13 protein-coding genes are annotated in these 19,536 nt (G+C 47.1%); 8 read left to right on the top strand and 5 right to left on the bottom strand.

Annotated elements, in window-relative coordinates:
- Window positions 1-26: 26 nt before the first annotated feature.
- Window positions 27-164, bottom strand: coding sequence for a hypothetical protein (locus BO18_RS35135; RefSeq protein ID WP_185752574.1), 138 nt, complete (start codon window positions 162-164; stop codon window positions 27-29).
- Window positions 165-412: 248 nt separating this feature from the next.
- On the opposite strand from BO18_RS35135, the gene BO18_RS33640 reads away from it, so the two are divergent.
- From BO18_RS33640 to BO18_RS33630, 4 genes are all read left to right on the top strand, one after another.
- Window positions 413-3,661, top strand: a complete 3,249-nt coding sequence (locus tag BO18_RS33640; RefSeq protein ID WP_051689186.1) for a leucine-rich repeat domain-containing protein — start codon at window positions 413-415, stop codon at window positions 3,659-3,661.
- Between the two features lie 367 nt (window positions 3,662-4,028).
- On the top strand, window positions 4,029-6,950 hold the full coding sequence (locus BO18_RS33635) for a leucine-rich repeat domain-containing protein (RefSeq protein WP_051689185.1): 2,922 nt from the start codon (window positions 4,029-4,031) through the stop codon (window positions 6,948-6,950).
- A 393-nt stretch (window positions 6,951-7,343) separates the two neighbouring features.
- Window positions 7,344-7,709 carry an ACT domain-containing protein gene (locus BO18_RS26005; protein WP_034450654.1) on the top strand — a complete coding sequence of 122 codons (366 nt, stop codon included), beginning with the start codon at window positions 7,344-7,346 and terminating at the stop codon, window positions 7,707-7,709.
- Window positions 7,710-9,548, top strand: coding sequence for a DUF6020 family protein (locus BO18_RS33630; protein WP_051689184.1), 1,839 nt, complete (start codon window positions 7,710-7,712; stop codon window positions 9,546-9,548).
- Here the strand turns inward: BO18_RS33630 and BO18_RS25995 are convergent.
- From BO18_RS25995 to BO18_RS25985, 3 genes are read right to left on the bottom strand one after another with little or no spacing between them, the layout of a single operon-like run.
- Complete coding sequence (locus BO18_RS25995) at window positions 9,545-10,048, bottom strand: GNAT family N-acetyltransferase (RefSeq protein WP_034450647.1); 504 nt, start codon at window positions 10,046-10,048, stop codon at window positions 9,545-9,547. The genes BO18_RS33630 and BO18_RS25995 overlap by 4 nt on opposite strands.
- Entirely contained in the window at window positions 10,038-12,227 is a 2,190-nt protein-coding gene (locus BO18_RS25990; protein ID WP_034450644.1) for a bifunctional diguanylate cyclase/phosphodiesterase, read from the bottom strand. The genes BO18_RS25995 and BO18_RS25990 overlap by 11 nt, the downstream gene beginning before the upstream one ends.
- A 57-nt stretch (window positions 12,228-12,284) precedes the next feature.
- Window positions 12,285-14,567 (bottom strand): EAL domain-containing protein, encoded by a 2,283-nt coding sequence (locus BO18_RS25985; RefSeq protein WP_034450642.1) that lies wholly within the window; start codon window positions 14,565-14,567, stop codon window positions 12,285-12,287.
- 262 nt (window positions 14,568-14,829) lie between these two features.
- Between BO18_RS25985 and BO18_RS25980 the strand changes: the two genes are divergently transcribed.
- Genes BO18_RS25980 through BO18_RS25970 form a run of 3 tightly spaced genes read left to right on the top strand, consistent with a single transcriptional unit; the run spans window position 14,830 to window position 16,518 of the window.
- A complete protein-coding gene (locus tag BO18_RS25980) occupies window positions 14,830-15,426 on the top strand; it encodes a hypothetical protein (protein ID WP_034450640.1) in 597 nt (198 codons plus the stop codon).
- A 32-nt stretch (window positions 15,427-15,458) separates the two neighbouring features.
- On the top strand, window positions 15,459-15,959 hold the full coding sequence (locus BO18_RS25975) for a GNAT family N-acetyltransferase (protein WP_034450637.1): 501 nt from the start codon (window positions 15,459-15,461) through the stop codon (window positions 15,957-15,959).
- A gap of 13 nt (window positions 15,960-15,972) precedes the next feature.
- On the top strand, window positions 15,973-16,518 hold the full coding sequence (locus BO18_RS25970; protein ID WP_034450634.1) for a flavodoxin family protein: 546 nt from the start codon (window positions 15,973-15,975) through the stop codon (window positions 16,516-16,518).
- Window positions 16,519-16,541: 23 nt separating this feature from the next.
- Here BO18_RS25970 and abc-f read toward each other — a convergent pair whose 3' ends face one another.
- Window positions 16,542-18,002, bottom strand: coding sequence for a ribosomal protection-like ABC-F family protein (gene abc-f, locus BO18_RS25965; RefSeq protein WP_034450633.1), 1,461 nt, complete (start codon window positions 18,000-18,002; stop codon window positions 16,542-16,544).
- Window positions 18,003-18,423: 421 nt separating this feature from the next.
- Here abc-f and BO18_RS25960 point away from each other — a divergent pair, with 421 nt between their 5' ends.
- Window positions 18,424-19,533 carry a transglutaminase domain-containing protein gene (locus tag BO18_RS25960; RefSeq protein ID WP_034450630.1) on the top strand — a complete coding sequence of 370 codons (1,110 nt, stop codon included), beginning with the start codon at window positions 18,424-18,426 and terminating at the stop codon, window positions 19,531-19,533.
- The last annotated feature ends 3 nt before the right edge of the window (window positions 19,534-19,536 follow it).

Raw genomic sequence — 19,536 nt, 5'->3', positions numbered from 1 at the left:
TGAAATCAGAAAAACAGGATCAGTTCTTACGACAGCACCACATTCGACATGTATGTCATGAGGACGACTGCGATGTTGATGATCATGAGCACGGCGAAAACAAGCAGATGCGTCTTGCGTTCATAAAACAGGGTGGCGATGAATTCCCTGATAAGCGCATTCACCCAGAAATAACTCTTGGTGCGGCTTCCGATGCCTTCGGTCTCAATCCCCTGAAGTCAATGCCACATACACGCGTCCGTTGTTATTTTCAGGATCTTCTTCGCCTTTTCCAAGGCAATTATACAAAAATATTACAAACACTCAACTAACACATTATTTTTCCCATGTATTATAATAAAATGGTTTTGAGATTTATCTCAGCATGAGGATTTAGGCAATTTTTCAAAAAAAGAAACTCGGGGGATTCAATATGAGCAGAAAGAAACTGTGGGGCACGATGCTGTCCCTGGCGGTTGCCGTTGTGACCATTGTCGCATTCGGAAGTATGACCGTATTCGCAGACACCACCATTGTTGCAAGCGGCGATTGCGGCGCACAAGGCAGCAGTGTAACGTGGTCTTTAGAAAGCAACGGAAAGCTTACCATTGCAGGAGAGGGTTCTATAGCAGATTACAAACAAGCATCTGATACACCCTGGTATGGAAACAAAGATAATATTAAATCCATCAACATTGGGGATGGCGTTACAAGCATAGGAAACTATGCTTTTGCAAACTGTGAAAATCTTACAAGCATTAACTTAAATGGTGTAACCAGCATCGGGGCCTTTGCCTTCACCGGATGTACAACGCTTCCCACTGTAAATCTAAACTCCGTAACTGTTGGAGAATCAGCTTTTTCCAGCTGTGGACTACAGTATGTCAGCATATCAGGAAGTATGAAACGTATTGAAGCTGGCACTTTTGCCAAATGTCAGTCACTTAATCATGTGGATTTTCCCTCAGATCTGGAATATATCGGCAACGGCGCATTTTATAATTGTGGTTTCCGGTCATTTACTCAATATGATTTTCCTAATTCATTAAAAACTATAGGTGACCGTGCATTTGCTGATTGCTCTTCCCTCTCATCTGTAGTGCTACCGGCATCCGTTATCAGCATCGGATCATCGGCATTTGCCGGATGCGATCTCTCATCTATAACAATTCCGGAAAATGTTACTACCATTGGATCTAGCGCATTCGAAGGAAACACAAAAATCACCTCGATAACTTTCCCGAAAAACATAACATTTATCGGAAATAAAGCATTACAAAACACCGGCATATATATTTTAAATTGTCTGCCCGATCCTGAAAATCTGACTATTGAATACGGAGACATCGGACTGCCAAACACCACTGTAATCAGAGTCCCCAGCAGATTCAAATCCGCTTATATCTCAAAGTTCGGAAGCTCAAACTTTATTTTTGATGACTACATAATCGACAATGGCACTTGCGGAACCAATCTGACCTGGAAGCTCGACGGTGACGGCATGCTTATCATAAGCGGAACAGGTGATATGAGTGACTTTGAAAACACAAATCCCTGGGTATCCCAAGCTAAATCCATCAAAGAAGTTATCATAGAAGAAGGGGTAACAGGCATCGGTGATTTTGCCTTCTTCATGTGCGAGAACATGACTTCGATCTCCATTCCTTCCGGCGTTACGAGGATTGGAAAATTTGCATTTCTGATGTGCACTGAATTGGAATGCATAGATATCCCGAGCAGCGTCACAAGCATAGGAGAAAAGGCATTTTACGATTGTTTCAGCGTTGAATCGATCATAATACCGGACAATGCTGTAATCAACGGAGAGGGTACCTTCATTTATTGCAAAGCGCTGAAATCAGTTGTTTTACCAAGCGGCTTGACTGCTATCAGTGATTCAATGTTCCAGGGCTGCAAATCGCTTGCTTCTGTTTCGATCCCTCAGGGTGTGACAAGCATAGGCTCAAAGGCATTTGACGAATGCACCAGCCTGGAATCGATCGTTCTTCCCAAAAACATTACCAGTATCGGCAGCTATGCTTTCAGCAACAGCGGGTTAACTTCTATTTCTGTTCCGGCCGGAGTTACGGTCATTAACGAAGGTGCATTTATAAATTGTAAGGATCTTGTTAATGTTACTTTGTCAAATAAGGTAACCACGATCGATTACGCTGCTTTCGAAAACTGCACATCTCTTACCACAGTCAATTTACCTAACTCTTTAACCACCCTTGGATCTCAGGCATTCAATAATTGCGAGTCGCTTGAATCAGCCGTAATTCCCAACGGTATAACAGTAATCGGTCACAATACATTCTACGGGTGCAAGAATCTTTCTGAACTTAAGCTCCCTGATGGTTTGACTTCTATTGGAAATGATGCTTTCGGATACTGCAAAAGCCTGACAACCGTAACCATTCCCGGAAGCATATCAGACAAACTTGGTCAACGTGCATTTGCGGACTGTACCGGTCTGCAGAATGTTACCATTCTCGATGGTGTTACACACATCTCGTATGCGGCATTTTCCAATTGCAGCAGCATCACTTCACTGACAATACCGGCTACTGTAACTTTCATTAATAAAGAAGCTCTTGAGTACTGCGGAGACATCAAAGATGTATACTGCTATGCAGATCCTGATAATCTGGATTGGGATCCGAGCCGCACCGGATTTACGGATAAAACTACGATCCATGTTCTTAGCGGCTATAAGGATGCCTACGAGGCACTTTTCGCTAAATACAACATGACCGTTACAGTCTTAGGTGATGCAGAAGGCGGCATTGATATCGGCAGCGGCGTCCATCTCTACGGCTACTCTTTGAGCCTCGACGGCAATATCGGCGTCAACTTCTACATGACACTGGATGAAACTGTAACAGATAGTGATACAGCATTTATGCTGTTCACCGTAAACGGAAAGACGCAGAAGAAGCTGGTAAGTGAGACCGGAAAGTCCGGCGAATATTACATCTTCCGCTGCGATACTTCGGCTAAGGAAATGTGCGATAAGATCACTGCACAGGTCTACCTGGATGACAGTACTGCTATCGGACGTGAGTATTCTTACATGGTAAGAGACTATGCAAAGTACATCCTGAGCCATTCAGATGATTATTCGGCTAAGACGATCGATCTGGTCAAGGCGATGATGAACTACGGTGCATATTCCCAGATCTACTTCAATTACAATACCGGCAATCTCGCCAACGCGATCCTTGACGCTGCTGACAGAGATGTTTCAAGTATTTCTGCAACATCACTGAATCCTCGTTCATATACAGAAGATGACTTCAGAGTCAATACCGGCAACGGATTTACATCGCTTACGAGCGTCAGCCTGTCACTTGAATCAGAGACAACTCTGAATCTCTATTTCAAGGCCGGCGGTGGCAATCTGACCTTCATATGTAACGGAGTGGAATTGGATTCCGTCGAGACATCAAAAGGATTAAAGGTTAAGATCAGAAACATCAGTGCTCAGAATCTCGGTAATACTTTCACTGTTGAAGTATATTGCAACGGCGTACATTCAGGATCGATCACTTACAGCCCTATGAATTATTGCTACAATGTACTGAAGGATACTTCAACGGCTGAAAAAACAGTTAATCTGCAGAATGCGGTCAGAGCACTTTGCCTTTACAATCAGGCAGCAATAGCATATAAACAGAATTGAGACAGGGGGAAATAATAAATGTTAAGCAAAGAAACATACGAAGAAATCGAGATGAGCATCATCAAATTTGAGAGCAGCGACATTATCACCGACAGTACTGAAACTGAAGACTATCCGCCTAATGGAAAAAATTAAGGCCGCTGCATCAGAATAATCAAAAAAAAGAGCCCTCTGTTTCTCAAAAACGGAGGGTTTCTTCTTGCCTTATCGCCTCTCCTTCTCTTCAATGCTCACGGGCAATAATACATGTTGATTACAATTAATCCACTAACATATTGAAATAGTACGTATTATAATAATATAGTCTGAGAAGTCTCTCAGAATGAGGATTTAGGCTCTTTCGAAGAAGAAACTTGGGGTAATCACTATGAAGCAAAAGAAGTTACGGAGTGCACTGCTGTCGATATTTGCAGCAGCATTCACAATAGCAGCGCTTGGCGGGATCACGGTCCTGGCAGAGGGAGAAAGCGGGGAAGAAACTAATGCCCGTTACAAACTGACTCCTGCCGATTACGAGATTGTTAATACCGGATACATCGATATCAGCTGCAAGTTTGAATATTTGGAACTGGGAAAGATAGCCGGTACTGATAAAGTAGCCACCGGTATCTCATTCAGTACAAGTGCCGGAACGCTCAGCGACGGCAAAGGACATGAGATCCCTTATCTTTTAGGTGATTCCGGTCACAACGGAACTTTCGAGAATCTGGTCGATCTGGCCGTATACGATTCAGTTGATGACACATTCAAAACCACCATCTACATTGATACCAATACTTTTTGGGCTTCATACCCCGGCACCTATGAAGGCAAGTTAAATCTTGCAGCCAGATGGACAACAGGGTCAGGATCTGTTGAAACTGAAACCCATTCGATCGCACTGACAATGAATGTTCCGACTAAAGTTGTTGCCAGCGGCACCTGCGGTACTGATGCTTCATGGAAGCTTTACAACGACGAAAGATTGGTAATCAGCGGAACAGGGGCCATGAAGGATTACGGAAGTTCAACTGACACTTCCCCTTGGAGTGGTGTTGCTTACCGTTCATTAATTAAAAAAGTGGTCATAGAGAGTGGAATAACTCATATCGGCAACTACTCGTTCTACTTCTGCCAGGATATTGAATCTGCAAGTATCCCTGATACTGTTACGACGATAGGCATCGACGCCTTTGGTCATTGTGAAAACCTCAGTTCGGTAAACATCCCAAACAGTGTTCAGATCATTGGAAACTACGCCTTCTGGAGATGCAGACATCTTTCATCGATATCGATTCCCAATAGCGTAACCACGATTGGAGAATATGCTTTTTCTGAATGCGCTTTTCTCACCATAACGCTTCCCGACAGCGTAACAAACATTGGTGAATCAGCATTCTCATCATGCGGAAATCTGTATAAAGCAGTGCTCCCCAGTACGATTACAACCATCCCCGAAAACATGTTTTCGGGATGCAGGAATCTTTCACAATTTACTTTCCCGGCTTCTGTTACCGACATTGGAGAAGATGCTTTTTCAGCCTGCGGATTTACGACATTATCCCTTCCGTCCACAGTTACCAGCATCGGTGAGAGTGCTTTCAGCAATAACGATAATTTAAAGACTCTTATAATCCCTAGCAGCATAACGGTCATAAGCAGTCACGCATTCACCGGCTGTGAAGTTCTCGAATCCGTAACCATCCCTTCTTCGGTAACCAAGATCGATAATAACGCTTTCAGCTGGTGCGAGAAACTGACATCCATAGAGATTCCGTCAAGTGTAACCTCTATAGGTAATTTTGCGTTCAACCGCAGCGGTCTTACAAACATCGATATTCCCTTGGGTGTTACTACACTTGGTGAAGGAGCCTTTACAGACTGCTATGATCTGGAAACGGTCACTTTGCCTGACAGCATTACTACGATCGGTGAAAGATGCTTCTCCAACTGCCGGAAACTCGGAAGTGTAGTAATCCCTTCCGGTGTAACGAGCATTGAGAAACAAACTTTTTCCGGTAGTGCTATAACATCCGTTACGATCCCGGATACGGTAACCACCATCGGAAAATCTGCATTCTATTATTGCTTTAATCTTACTGATATCGTTCTTCCAAAGAATTTAACAACGATCGGCGAGGATGCCTTCAATAGCTGCCGATTTACTTCGATCGATATTCCAAGCAAAGTAACAAGAATCGAAAACAATGCATTTAGCGGATGCGAAAAGGTTACTGAATTACATTGCTATGCTGATCCGGAAAGATTAGTCTGGATAGACTATGACAGTAATGCCTTTGCCAGACCTTCCGGTTCGCATAAGACCATTTGTTATGTACCGCAAAATACACTGCGGGGTTATATGTCCGACAAATTCGCCAGCGTAAATGTAACCTTTACCGAAGAGATCAACATGGATATCGGCGAACACCTCTATGGCTACACATTAAGCCTTGAAGGCGACATCGGCGTTAACTTCTATATGAAGTTCAACGATATCGACGCGCTGAGCAGCAATGCGGAAATGGTATTCACCATTAGAGATCTCGACGGAACAAAGACCAGAACACAGAGCGTTAAAGTCAATTCCGTCACACCTAAGGACGGTTACTACATATTCAAGTGCAAGGTCAATGCCAAGGAAATGACTTCCCTGATCACAGCACAGATAGTAGACGGTAACATAATGAGCGCTCCGTATACTTATACTGTTCAGCAATATGCAGACTATATCCTAAAGAATCCCGCAAAATACGCTGATGAACAGGATCTGGTCAAGGCCATGCTGAACTACGGCGCTTACTCCCAGATCTACTTCAACTACAACACCCGCAAACTTGCAAATTCGATCCTTTCTGATTCTGATAAGGATGTATCCGGAGTTACGGAAGCAACACTTGCTGACTATGAGGATAAGCTTACAGAAGCAGATACCAGATTTGAGAATCCTGTTTCTCATATGAGTGCTTATTATGCAAATCTTTCTCTTGAATCTGAAACCACTCTGAACATCAAGTTCAAGGGCGTGCCGGCAGGAACGGTATTCAAGCTCGGCGATAAGGTGCTTGACGTTGACATCAAGAGCAATGATCTTACGACAGTATCGATAACGGGTATCAGTGCCAAGGAACTTAATTCTTATTTCACGATAACCATTATTTTCAGCAATTCACAGGAGTACTCATTCACGTACAGCCCCATGAACTATTGCTACAACGTTCTGCACAGGAACAGATCTGACGAATTGAGCAACACAGTCCGCGCTTTGTATCTGTACAACCTGGCAGCAGATTCTTATAAGGCAAACTGAGATAAGAGGTAAGGAAAATGGAAAACAAGACAAAATACGAAGCAGTTGAACTGGATGTCCTGTTCTTTGAATCTGATGACATAATCACCAATAGCACTGACACCGGCGACGAACCCATCGGCGGCAACAACGGCTGATAACATCGGATAACACTGATCTGTTACAGGGCTGTCTCTTTGGAGGCAGCCCGAATTATTGCCTTTTCTTCCCAAGTAAAAAGGTCCGGCTACTGATCACGGACCTTTTCATGGGGGGCTGTATGAAGGATTTTTGAAAAAGCTTTTTGCTTTTGATGGCTTCATTATCACCCCTCAACCTTAAACGTACTTAAAACTCTGCAAATAATTTGGTATCTTTGTAATTGATTATTTTTTGCGTTAATCGGAGACCTCTATGACACTCGAACGTTTGCCCTATCAGTTTACGGTCTGCAAGCTGAGATCCGCCAATGATATGGATCTTTCAAAAGAATTCTGCTTTACCGGCAGGACGGATGAGGAGATTTCACTCGTCTGCAAGACCTGCGATGTACCTTCGGAGACCGAAGTCAGGGATGACGGATGGAAAGGGTTCAGGATAACCGGCATTTTGGATTTCTCGCTGATCGGAATTCTTTCAAAGATAGCTTCTATACTGGCAGAGAATAAAATCGGTATATTTGCGGTATCAACGTACAACACGGATTATATCTTCGTGAAGGAAGAAAATTTCGGCAGGGCCATGGAGGCGCTTAATAACGCCGGATATGAGGTGATATAAATGCTTCTGAAGGAACTGGACAGATATAAATTCTCATTGTGTACAATAATACTCCTGACGTATTTCCTGAGCTTCTTCGGCAAGCCAGAGAGGGGTTCTTCCAGAGTTGCCTATCTGATAATCGGGGCATTCGCGCTGGCATCGTTCATAATCAACCAGATCGCAATTTACAAGGGCGGCGAGGCTCCCGTCACCGACAAATACAAGAAGAGAGTCCTGATGCTGTTCGGTTCTCTTTTCGGACTAATCACCGTATATGCTAACTACGAGATGTATATCGAGAAGACTATGGGCTCCAGGATCTTTACGATCGTCCTGCTGTTCCTTTCTTCCGTCGCGGTATTCATCACGATCTTCAGGTTCTGCTGCAGGGTCTTCTCCTGCTTCGACATACGGAACGAAAAGACGGCAGGGAGCGCGGTCAAATGGTTCTTCGGATGCTTTATCGTACTGTCTGCTTTCTACCTCACCATATTCTATCTGTGCTCATATCCGGGACAGATCTGCTCTGACAGTCTGAACCAGATAAAGCAGGTCATCTACGGCAACTACTCAAATCACCATCCCGTGTATCAGACATGGATCATAGGATTCTTCTTCAAGATCGGCATGGCACTGTTCAATGACGTCAACGATGCGGTAGCGATGTACACGGTCTTTCAGATTCTCTTCCTGTCCGCAGCGTTCGCCTACTCTATCGCCACCATGATACAGGCCGGCAGCAAAAGACTCTTCGCGGTCTTATGGCTCGTTTGGTTCATGCTGACACCAGGACACCTCATCTTCAGCTTCACCCTGTGGAAGGACAGCCTCTACGGCGCGGTCGTTCTCATCTTCACGGTTTCCCTGTTCAGGATCCTTAAGCATATAGGCAGACATAAGATATTGAATTACGTGATCCTTTCTTTGTCGGCAGTCGGATTCAATCTTTTAAGGAGCAACGGCATGCCCGCATTTCTCCTGCTGCTCGCGGTCTTCGCCTTATTCTGTTTCTTCTTCTCGGACCATTCCGAAAAGAAGACCATCCTGATCTCCTGCGCTGCCGCACTTCTTTTGGCGGTCATAATGAAGTATCCCGTACTAAAGGCAATGAACATACCCCAGGCGGACACCGTCGAGATGCTGTCCATCCCCGTTCAGCAGGTAACGAGGATCGCCCGCGAAACGGACGATTTCACCGACAGGGAACTTGAAGTCATTGCCCAGATCGCACCCATCGAAAGACTCAGGGAACAATACAACCCGAAGATCTACGATTATGCGAGGGACGTCATCCGTTACGAAGGCAACCAGCAGTACATATCAGACCATCCCTTAAAGTGCCTGGGCACATGGTTCTCCATAGTCACGAGGCATCCGTTCATAGCCACGAAAGCCTGGGTTGACCAGACATCGGGCTACTGGAATCCGAGTTCTTATTACTGGATGAAATGGTGGGACGGCGTCTGCGAGGAAGAAGGTCTGCACCTTATCGTAAACAATCCGCGCGCAAACGACGCTTTCCATACTTATGTGAGACAGTTCACGGATGAGAACGCGGTCCTCGGGCTGTCCTACAGCGTCGGTCTTCATGTATGGATAATCCTGTTCTTCGTGGCATACAGCGTCTATCAGCGCCGCAGGGACTACATTTTCGCACTACCTGTACTCTGCCTTGTGTTCACGCTCCTCATCGCCACGCTCATGCACGATGAGTTCAGATTCGGATACCCGATCTACACCTGCTTCCCGATGATCATATTCGCATGTCTGGGATATAAAAGCGTGAAGAGCGCCAAAGCACGTAAGGCTGCAAAGGTCTTAAAGAGCGGCTCTGCGGATAACACTCCCGAGGCTTAGCCGCGGAACTTCTCCATCCTGATAAGATGCTCCTCGTCGGGCTCTTTTATGCCGTTCTTGAAGCCGTAACCCATCTTCAGATAGAAAGGAACACCCGTAATCGAAGCGGGTATCTCGATGCGCTTTGCCCTTAAGAAGTACTCGTCCTTTTCGAGAGTGTCGATAATAAGACGGCCTACTCCCTTTCCCTGGTATTCAGGCAGAACAAATATGGTGAAAAGGCTGCTCTCTTCTTCACTGCCCCAGTACGGTCCTATGGCACCGCAGCCGATGATCGTGCTCCCGGTCTCTGCCACATAGAAGTGCGTCCAGGAGGCCATCCCAAGGACGTTCTCAGGCGTCTCTGAGGCTATCAGCTGGTCCATCAGTTCAGCCGGATAATCTTTCTTATTCGAGATGCCTATCGTCGTTCTGATGAGCCTCGAGACGGCTTCGGCATCGCTTTCTTTAAATCTTCTCATCACGATGCCAGGTTCTGAATAAGTCACTTCATTCGTCATTATTGGAATCCTCCTGCGGTTCAGCTGAAGGTGCAGACTGTGCGGTCTGCTCCTCTGCGCTTTGAGCCTGTGTCTCCGTATTCTGTTCCTGTATGGTCTCTGCCGTTTCAGTCTTCTTTTCATGCTCGGGCGCCGGTTTGCCGATCCTCTGCTCATACTCTTCCTTCGGCATCGGCTTCGCGTAGTAGTAACCCTGGATCATGCTGCATCCCTCAGCGGCGAGGAAGTCGACCTGCGCCTGCTCTTCAACGCCTTCGGCGACAGTCGTCATTTTGAGTTTCTTAGCGAGCTGCAGGGCTTCCGAAACAACGATCTCCGTCCTGCCGTTATCATTGTCTCCCCTGAAGAAACCGGCATCGAGCTTAAGGATGTCGAGCGGCATGTCCTTTAAGGAATTGAGTGAGGAATAACCTGATCCGAAGTCATCCATGGAGACGAGGAATCCGTATTCCTTGAGCTTTCTGATCGTCGTGAGCATGACCTTCTTGTCATCGAAGAATGCGCTTTCCGTAAGCTCGATCTCGATGAGGTCATGAGGTGTGCCGGCTTTATTTACCATGTCCCTTATCTCTTCGGCAAGGTCAGTCTCGGCGAAATGCGCTCTCGAGATGTTGACTGATACCGGCACGCACTTCTTGCCTTCATCGAGCCATCTTCTCTGATCGGCTGCGACATGTTTGAGCATGTAGTGATCGATCTCCGTGATAAAGCCCGATGTTTCGAAGATAGGTATGAACTTGCCTGGCGGGACCAGACCCATGTCGTCCGTCTGCCATCTGATAAGGGCTTCGGCACCCATGAGCTCATTTGTCCTCGGGTCGTATTTCGGCTGGTAGTAGACCTTGAATTCCTCATTATCAATAGCCTTCTGCTGTCTTGCCTGAACCTTGTCGATCCACTTCTCATCCTCGACGAGCTTGTTATCGAAGAAAGCGATGCCCGTATCTTCGGTATCCTTGAGCGTGCTGCGCGCAGAAGAAGCGTTGTTGTAGATCAGCTCTATGTCCGCGTTCTTCCTGATACCGGGATCGATCATGTAGATGCCAGCCTGGAAACTGAAATCATGCTTGTCTCCACCGATCTTTTCGAGGCATTTGATGATCCTGTCTATCTTCTTTCTCGCCGTCTCCTCGCTCTCTGCCTTTATGAGGATCGGGAAAGTGGAGATGCCGCTGTGCGCGCAGATCTCGCCTGAGTCGAGATAGCCTGCTATAACCTCATAAAACTGACGGAGCAGATGTTCGCCGTCATCTACTGTATGACAGAGGACATAGTTCCTATATCTTACGAAAACAAGGCTCACCATCGCATAGCGGGTGCTGATGCTTTTCTTCTTAAGGAGCTTCCTGCTGTTGATGACGAACCAGAACCAGTTGTGGTCCGTGGTTATATTGTCCTGGAAGAGTATCTTTCTCATCTTCCTGTTTTTCCTGTGCGTTCTTATCAGGTTTACGACAAGGATGATGAAGAAGATATCCGCGATGGAATTGAGCAGGACATAGTAAGCCAAAAAGAAAAACAGGTCGGTAAAATCAAGAACGAGATTGGTCTTAAAAAAGATCCACTCTGTATTGTTCCTGACCTTGAAGGCTATCCAGTAAGGTGTGGTAAAACTCTTTTCTTCTTCGCTGACGGATTCCCAATACGTCGAAGAAGTGATCATTTCCCACATTTCAGGGGAAATGCTGGATTCGTCAACATCCATGAACTGCGTTTTCCCGTCAGGATAAAGACAGACATTCTCTCCAAATACGAGAGGATTACCGTCGATAAAGAAATCATAGCCTCCGAATCCGAAGAGTTTTAACGTAATAAAGCCTATTCCGCCAGCCGATCCGGTATTCCCATCCGGATCCTTAATAACAGCCGTCACTTCATCATTCTGATAGATGATGTTTTTGTTGCTGTCAGCAACAAAGAACTCAAACTTGCTGTCCTCGCTAAGGCTTTCGAGGATGCGGTCCCTTTCTGCGGTAGATGCCTGATCGTACAGCTTTGCAAAACGGTAGGTGGTCTCTATATCCCCCCTGGCCTTGAGATTAGTCGTGTAGCCGGAGAACAGGCCGAATGATACAGATATCAGCGCAACAACGATCAAAAAGATGAGCGTATAAATAATGAGCGGGATGACGATCCAGTTCCTCGGCAGTTTGTATCTCTGGTCTCTTTTCTTTGCCATGTGTATCCCCTTATCCGTAAATTACAGAAAATATACTACAACAATGGTTTTACGTCACTATTTATTCTTTACGATGACCAGTTCTTCGAGTTCGTCCACGGGGAGCGGCTTTGAGAAGTAGTAGCCCTGGAAGAGTTTGCATCCCATCTCTGCAAGACCGTCATACTGATCCTGTGTCTCAACGCCTTCTGTAAGTGCCGTCATGCCGAGATCGAGCGAGAGATTGATTATGTTCTTAACGATCGTATCCGCCCTCTGCTCATCGTCTGACTTGCCAAGGAAATTCATGTCGATCTTAAGAACATCAACAGGCAACGTCTTGAGCATGTTAAGTGATGAATATCCGCTTCCGAAATCATCCATCTCAACAATAAAACCTGCATCGCGGAATTCATCCATAATGGCAATTATCTTGTCGGCATCGTTAACCATGACGGATTCCGTGATCTCGACGCGGAGCTGTCTGGGCTCAAGTCCGTATTCCCTGACCAGTCCCTTGATGTATTTCGGGACATCCATATAGTAAAAATCCTTGGGAGAGATATTGACCGATAAGAACATGTCCCATCCGCGCTTCTTCCAGGCAGAAAGGATCTCGCATGAGCAGCGCCACATGTATCTGTCGATCTCGGCGATAAGGCCGTTCTTTTCGAGTGACGGGATAAACCTGATTGGCGCAAGGAATCCGTAATCCTTGTGTATCCATCGTGCAAGCGCCTCGCAGCCTACGATGTTGCCGTCGCTGTCCGCGATGGGCTGCAGATATGGTCTTATGTCACGGTTTTTAATTGCATCTGCAAGCTGTGCCGTAAGCTCCTGATCCCAAAGGATCTCATTGCGCAGATCCTCATCGTAATATGCGATATGCTTTGCATCGTCTGACTCTATCGTGGACAATGCCAGACGCGCATTGGAAAACATTATGGAAACATCAGTCACTTCGCGGTCGACCTCATATACGCCGATCTGGATCTGCAGCGGATACTTAGCCTTGTCCTTCTTAATGTTAATGTGTGCAAATTCCTGTTCGATCATGTGCTCGTCATATTCATCCTTCGGTATGAGGACACCGAAAGTGGCACCTGCGAGTCTTCCGTAAATACATCCCTTGGAGAAGAACTCCCTGAACTTATCGGCAAAACTGCTTATCGCGTAATCACCGAAATCGTTTCCGAAAATGTCGTTTACGACCTTGAAACTCTTTATGTTCACGAAAAGGATCATGTAATCGGTGTTCTTATTGACATCGATTTCCGACTTGATCGCCTGGAACAGGTGTTCTTTGGTATAAAGTCCCGTGAGCCTGTCATGTGTCGCTTCATAAAGATCACGCCTTATCTTAAGCTGTTCTTCGGTAATGTCCTTGACCTTCAGATAGTATCCGGACTGAATGCCCTTCTCGTTGACGACGTCACGGTTCTCGAGAAGATAATATCTCATGCATTCTCCTGCGCCGGTGGAATGCTGCTCGGACCAGTTACCCTTGCGCAGCTTTGTGTTAAACAGGTATTCCACGAGTTCCGGAGCATTGCCGCAGTCATCTTCCTTGACTCCTACAAGAACGCTTGCAGCCTTGTTGACCCAGACACATCTGCCTCTCGGGGTGAATATAAAACATGCATCGTTGCCGTTTGAGACAATGCCCGAAAGCATGCGGTCAAGAAGTTTCAGCGGTCTGTAATGGATGGAGAAATAGTAAACGAGGATGCCGAATGCGCCGAATCCGATCATGGAACGGTCTATCGGGATCTTCGCGAAGATATCGATAGTTTCCCATACACCGACCGCGATCAGGGTGACCAGAATGATCGAATATCTTTCCCTGTAGATACGTGAGGCCTTGAAAGTGTTTATGGCAAATGTGATGATGATCGCCAGAAAGAAACCGTAATCCACGACACGGTGAAAAGCCTGTCCGATAAGAGGCTTCATGATATAGAATACTTCGTTGTTATATACGGTCCAGTCAACCTTGAAAGCGTGTGCCGTGAAGATATTTGCCAGAAGCTGCAGTGCGTCGGCAGCAAGGACGAATGCCGGCCAGCGCGGAGCTTTTTTGTGTTTACCTGCCCCTTTGCAGTAAGCTTCGGTAAATCTCAGCAGCTCGAATATGACCAGATCCATTCCGATGTAATAGGTGTAGCATCCTATCAGCGCGACATATCTGCGCTGTGCCATGATGATAAGGGCATTTCCGAGGATGGGCGGGATGAACGCGAGATCAAGGCGCGCAACAGCCTTGCTCAACGCCTTGTGATGGCGTATCGAGCTGACCGTGCATGCTATCAGTGCGAGTATCAGGACAGAGAATAACCCTGCATAAAACGATCTCGAAAACACTTGATTACCTCACCCTTAAAAAGACTTAACCACCTACAATTATAGGCGTGGCTTTATTAACACACATCACGATTCTATTAATAATTTGAAACAAAATAACTATATGCAGGCTGTTTGCACGGCATGGAAACACTCTACATCCCGCTTTACGGGAAATCAAAAGTGAGCCGGCAGGACATCAGGTGCAACATTTATCTTCCGGCGGTTGTATATAGGGCATAACAGAAATGATCCGGAACAACCGGAAACGGAGGATAAACTTATGAAGTCCATAAGATCTCACATATTGAAAGCCGTCACGGCAGTTATCGCGCTTGTGCTGGTCACGGGCTCTCTCGCGGCATGCAGGCAGGAAAAGAAAGATTACGCGACCGGTTATCCGATCGAAGTAAAAAAGCACGACCGCAATGTCCTCGATAAATGGGATATCTGGAAGAGACAGGAAAAAGGCGTTACATTCCTTCAGATCTCCTGCCGCGGCGAAAAGGAAGAACCAATGGATGACCTGCTCTTCTGGGTATATGACACTCCGGAAGAAGCAAAATATGCTTACGACAATTACTACGAATCCACAAAGAAATATACTTCCGGTAAGTATTGGCAGGAAGATAAGAACTGGTTCATAGGTGAGGAACCCGGAGTATGCGATGCAACGGTCATATGGATGGTCTGCCTTGAGGAAAACGTCATCATCACGGGAGACATCGATGTATGGAGCGCCTGGTCCGAAAACGTTTCGGACGGTGTACAGACCGATCCGCCGGCTGATGATCCCGGTGATTCCGAACTCAAGGAATATGTGATCAAAAACTCTTCCAAGATAAAAGATTATGTGATCAACAAGATACTTGAGGGGTAAGCGCAGCGTTTCCTAATGATATAATTAACGCCATGGAAAAAGCGTTTAAACCTGAAAAGATATTTGAATCGGAAAGAATAGTATTCGTTAAGCCCTCGCTGGACCTGGTGCCGGATTATCTTGTGATGATCAACGACATCGAGAATGTGGCGCGTTTCATCAGTGACAGGCGCGAGAAATACACCGAAGAGGAAGAGCGGGAATACATTCAGGAGAGACTGGACAGGAATGCAGCCATGTTCTCCATGCTCGAGAAAGCCACCGGGAAGTTCATAGGAAACATCGAGTTCTTCAACAGGAACGGCGCAGAGTCCGAATGGGGCATCGTCATAACCGCTTCAATGCAGGATAAGGGCTACGGCAAAGAAGCCCTACTCCGATCGACCGAATACGGCTTTGGCAAGCTCGGATTAGACCGCATATACCTCACGGTCTTCGCCGACAATCCGCGCGCGGTGCATGTCTATGAAGCGTGCGGCTACAAAGAATACGACAGGAACGACGTCGACATCTTCATGGAAATACTTAAATAGCGGGAGGGATCACATGAAGGCACTTGTTATCAACTGCAGTCCCGTAAGAACGGGAGCCACGGCCGAGATAGTCAGAACGGTATGCTCGGAACTCGAAAAGAGGTACGACACAAAGAGCATCTGCATAGACGATTACACTTTCGCCTTCTGCAAAGGCTGCCGCTCCTGCCACAAGACGGCCGCGTGCGTGATGCCCGACGCTCCGGTGATCCGGGAGATAATGGACGAATTTGACAGTGCCGACATTATCGTGTCCGTTGCACCCTCATACTGGGCAGACATCCCGGGACAGTATAAATCCTTTATCGACAGATGCACCCCGTGGTGCAATACGCATGAGCCTCACGCCACGATAAAGAGCGGAAAGAAAGGCTATGCCATTGCACTCCGCACGGGTCCCAACATGCCCGAGTGCGAGCGCCTAATAGGCAGCATCGAACACTTCTACGGGCATCTTGAGATCGAACGTGCAGGCCATCTTGGACTGACTTCCGTGGAATATAAGGAAGACGTCGAACCCAGAAAACCTGAGATACTGGAATTCTGCCGGAACATCTGAGACGCCCGGACTCACAAGCATACTCACATGCGCACTTCCAGGTCCGCAACGGCCTCCGAGAATGTGCGGTCATGCTCGACGAAGAGCATCGTCACGTTGTTGTCTTTTACGAGGCGCTCTATCTCCTGACGCATGTAGACATCTATGTAATTCAGCGGCTCGTCCCACAGATAAAGGTCGGCATGTTCGCACAGACTTAAGGCTATCATGACGAATTTCTTCTGCCCGAGTGACAATGCAGATACGTCGCGGTATAGCATCTCCTTCGTAAATCCCATCTTGATAAGGATGGTCGAAAAGATCGTCTTGTCAGCTCCCCTTTCAGCAGCGATGTCATAAAGAGAACCCGCAAGCGACGAGGTGTCCTGACCGACATATGATATCTTCAGACCGGGAGCGATGTAGATGTCGCCTTCAGCGGTTATACCCTCGTCTTCGCCCATACCCGCAAGATACTTGATGAGCGTGCTCTTTCCGCATCCGTTCCTGCCCTGCAGGGAGATCTTCATTCCGCGTTCGACGGTAAGGCTGAACCCTTCGACGACAGGCTCCCCGTATCTTCTCAGAGTTATGTCCTTTAATATCACGGGTGTCCTGTTGTGATGCTCAGTACCCGTGATCTTGAGTTTTTCGGAGCGTTCCAGGTCTTTGAGGAGCCCCTGCTTTTCTTCCATCTTGCGCTCATTGCGTCTCTCGAGATTCTTGGATGCGGCCATGAGCTTGCGCGCCTTCTCCGCTTCGTATGCCCTTCTGAAATGATCTTCAGCGACCTTCGACGGAGCTTTGGAACGGTTCTTATGTCCTTCGGCTTTTGAAGACCACTGCGCGTTTTTCTTCATGGCGGCGTCGATCGAACTCATCTCTTTTTTCAGCTGCTCGTTGCGCGAACGCTCACTCTCCATCCTCTGCTCGTTGTTCTCCCACCAGACCGAGTATGTCGTTCCCACGAGTTCCAGTCCGGTCTTCGTTATGACGAGCGTGTGGTCGGTGCAGCGGTCCAAAAAGGCACGGTCGTGCGAGATCAGGATGAAGCCTTCCTTTGACCTGAGATAGTCGGCGACGGCTTCTCTTCCCTGCCTGTCCAGATGGTTCGTGGGTTCGTCGATAAGAGGATAGATCCCGTCAGATGCAAAGAGATTCGCGAGCATCAGCTTGGTGCGCTCTCCGCCCGACAGCGTCTCCACCGGACGCCACATGATGTCGGGATCGACGCCCATGAGATTAAGTTCCTTACGGACTCTCCAGTCCTCGTTTTCGGGCAGTTCGGACATGGGGAACAGGATCGTCTCAGGCACTCCCGTGACTGTCCCGCCGTAAGGGAGCTCGCCTCTCAATATCTTGAAGAACGTGGTCTTTCCCCTGCCGTTCCGGCCCGCCAGCGCGAGCTTCCAGGTGGTGTCAAGTGTTATGGTGACGTTCTCGAAGAGCATCTTCTCCGAGCCGTCATATCCGAATGTTAAGTTGTTGATGTTAATTATTGGCATATAGATCCTTTCATGGTGAATCCTCTGCCGGATAAATCAAAAGCCGCGACACATGGTAGCGGCCGCGGCTAATAAAAATGCAATATAAATGAACACACAAAAACAGACTTATCCGCGAGGCAGTTATTAAACTATCAGCAGATCGTCTTTCTCATTGGTGTTCCTCCGTTCGTTGTATTTCAGCCGTGATAATACAGTATGTAACAGACTCCGTCAAGCGGTATGTAATCTGTTCGTCACTTAAATCACACACCTTTCACTCACCCTTCCCTCACACTTCACGCACATCGCCTCAGGGCGGATGTTATACTTCGGGTGGCTTAAGGGAAGCGCTGAAGATTTCAGGATGTGCGCTGAATAAGAACAGCGCTCCCCGGATCGGCCGGTAATGGGAATAATAGCTGGAAGAAGGAAACACCTGATGAAAAATGTTAACGGTTGCAGGCTTTTGTCTGCATTTTTGCTTGTCGCGGTAACGGTGTCGGGATGCAGTACGCTGATGGCTGCGGGAGCAACGAAAAATGTATCTGACAACTCTCCATCATTAACGGAAGATATCGTTATCAGTGAGACAACCGCCGCAACAACCGAAGAGACTGCAAAAGAGCCTGAGCCTCTTACCTTCAATACACACGTCTATTCATGTTTCCTCGATGCCTGCTACAGCGACGACTACAGGGAATCTTTCTTCAACCTCTGCGATGCCCTGCAGAAAGGCGAAGACACGTTCAAGTGCACGAACGAGGACATATACAAATTCTGCCTGGACCCTGTTACGCTGAACCAGCTCTACCCTGTCGGATGCATGCAGATAATGGAAAAAGCTCCTGACGGAGAGCCTTCTTTCGAGAACGGCACAGGACACATCTACTACACGAATTCAAAAGAAGATTTCCTCGAGAAACAGGCGCATTTCCAGACCGATATCATGGCGATACTTGATGCATACATCACATCCGATATGACGGATTTTGAGAAGTGCCTCTCGCTTTACGAATACATGGTCTGCACATACGAATACGATTACGACGACGAACTCGACAGGTCCGAACTCGGCTCGGGCTGCGCGACTCTTAAATACAGGAAGGGCGTCTGCGGCGACTTCTCCGCACTTTATTCCTACCTTCTCCTGCAGAGCGGGGTCGATGCGATCTCGGTATCAAACTGGGGCGAGACTGACGGGACCGGCTATCACGCATGGACTTTCGTCGAGGTCGACGGCAAGGGATATCACATCGATCCTACGTGGGGACTCAAAGCAGACAAATCCGTGGAGACTTTCACTCTTGATTTCTTCATGATGACCGATGAAGACCGCGCGGAATGGGGCTATCCTCCGGAACTTCTTGATATCTACCTCCTCCCCACATTCTATGCAAAAGACTGCAAGGAGTACGATTTCACGGCAAACGACAGATCCTACCGCCTGCCTGACGGTTCACAGTGCTGCGGCTACGACACTGACAGGAACATCATCTTCTATTACGATTACTCCTACAACTACGACAAGCATACATTCCAGTATGAGTAACAG

This window comes from Butyrivibrio sp. AE2032 (assembly GCF_000702965.1).
This window is presented reverse-complemented; position numbering and strand designations above follow the sequence as displayed.

Excerpts from the sequence above, each read along its gene's own strand:
- BO18_RS25995 (WP_034450647.1), bottom strand. The coding sequence starts at position 10,048 with ATGACGAATGAAGTGACTTATTCAGAACCTGGCATCGTGATGAGAAGA.
- BO18_RS33630 (WP_051689184.1), top strand. The coding sequence starts at position 7,710 with ATGCTTCTGAAGGAACTGGACAGATATAAATTCTCATTGTGTACAATA.
- abc-f (WP_034450633.1), bottom strand. The coding sequence starts at position 18,002 with ATGCCAATAATTAACATCAACAACTTAACATTCGGATATGACGGCTCG.
- BO18_RS33635 (WP_051689185.1), top strand. The coding sequence starts at position 4,029 with ATGAAGCAAAAGAAGTTACGGAGTGCACTGCTGTCGATATTTGCAGCA.
- BO18_RS33640 (WP_051689186.1), top strand. The coding sequence starts at position 413 with ATGAGCAGAAAGAAACTGTGGGGCACGATGCTGTCCCTGGCGGTTGCC.
- BO18_RS25990 (WP_034450644.1), bottom strand. The coding sequence starts at position 12,227 with ATGGCAAAGAAAAGAGACCAGAGATACAAACTGCCGAGGAACTGGATC.
- BO18_RS26005 (WP_034450654.1), top strand. The coding sequence starts at position 7,344 with ATGACACTCGAACGTTTGCCCTATCAGTTTACGGTCTGCAAGCTGAGA.
- BO18_RS25970 (WP_034450634.1), top strand. The coding sequence starts at position 15,973 with ATGAAGGCACTTGTTATCAACTGCAGTCCCGTAAGAACGGGAGCCACG.
- BO18_RS25980 (WP_034450640.1), top strand. The coding sequence starts at position 14,830 with ATGAAGTCCATAAGATCTCACATATTGAAAGCCGTCACGGCAGTTATC.
- BO18_RS25960 (WP_034450630.1), top strand. The coding sequence starts at position 18,424 with ATGAAAAATGTTAACGGTTGCAGGCTTTTGTCTGCATTTTTGCTTGTC.
- BO18_RS25975 (WP_034450637.1), top strand. The coding sequence starts at position 15,459 with ATGGAAAAAGCGTTTAAACCTGAAAAGATATTTGAATCGGAAAGAATA.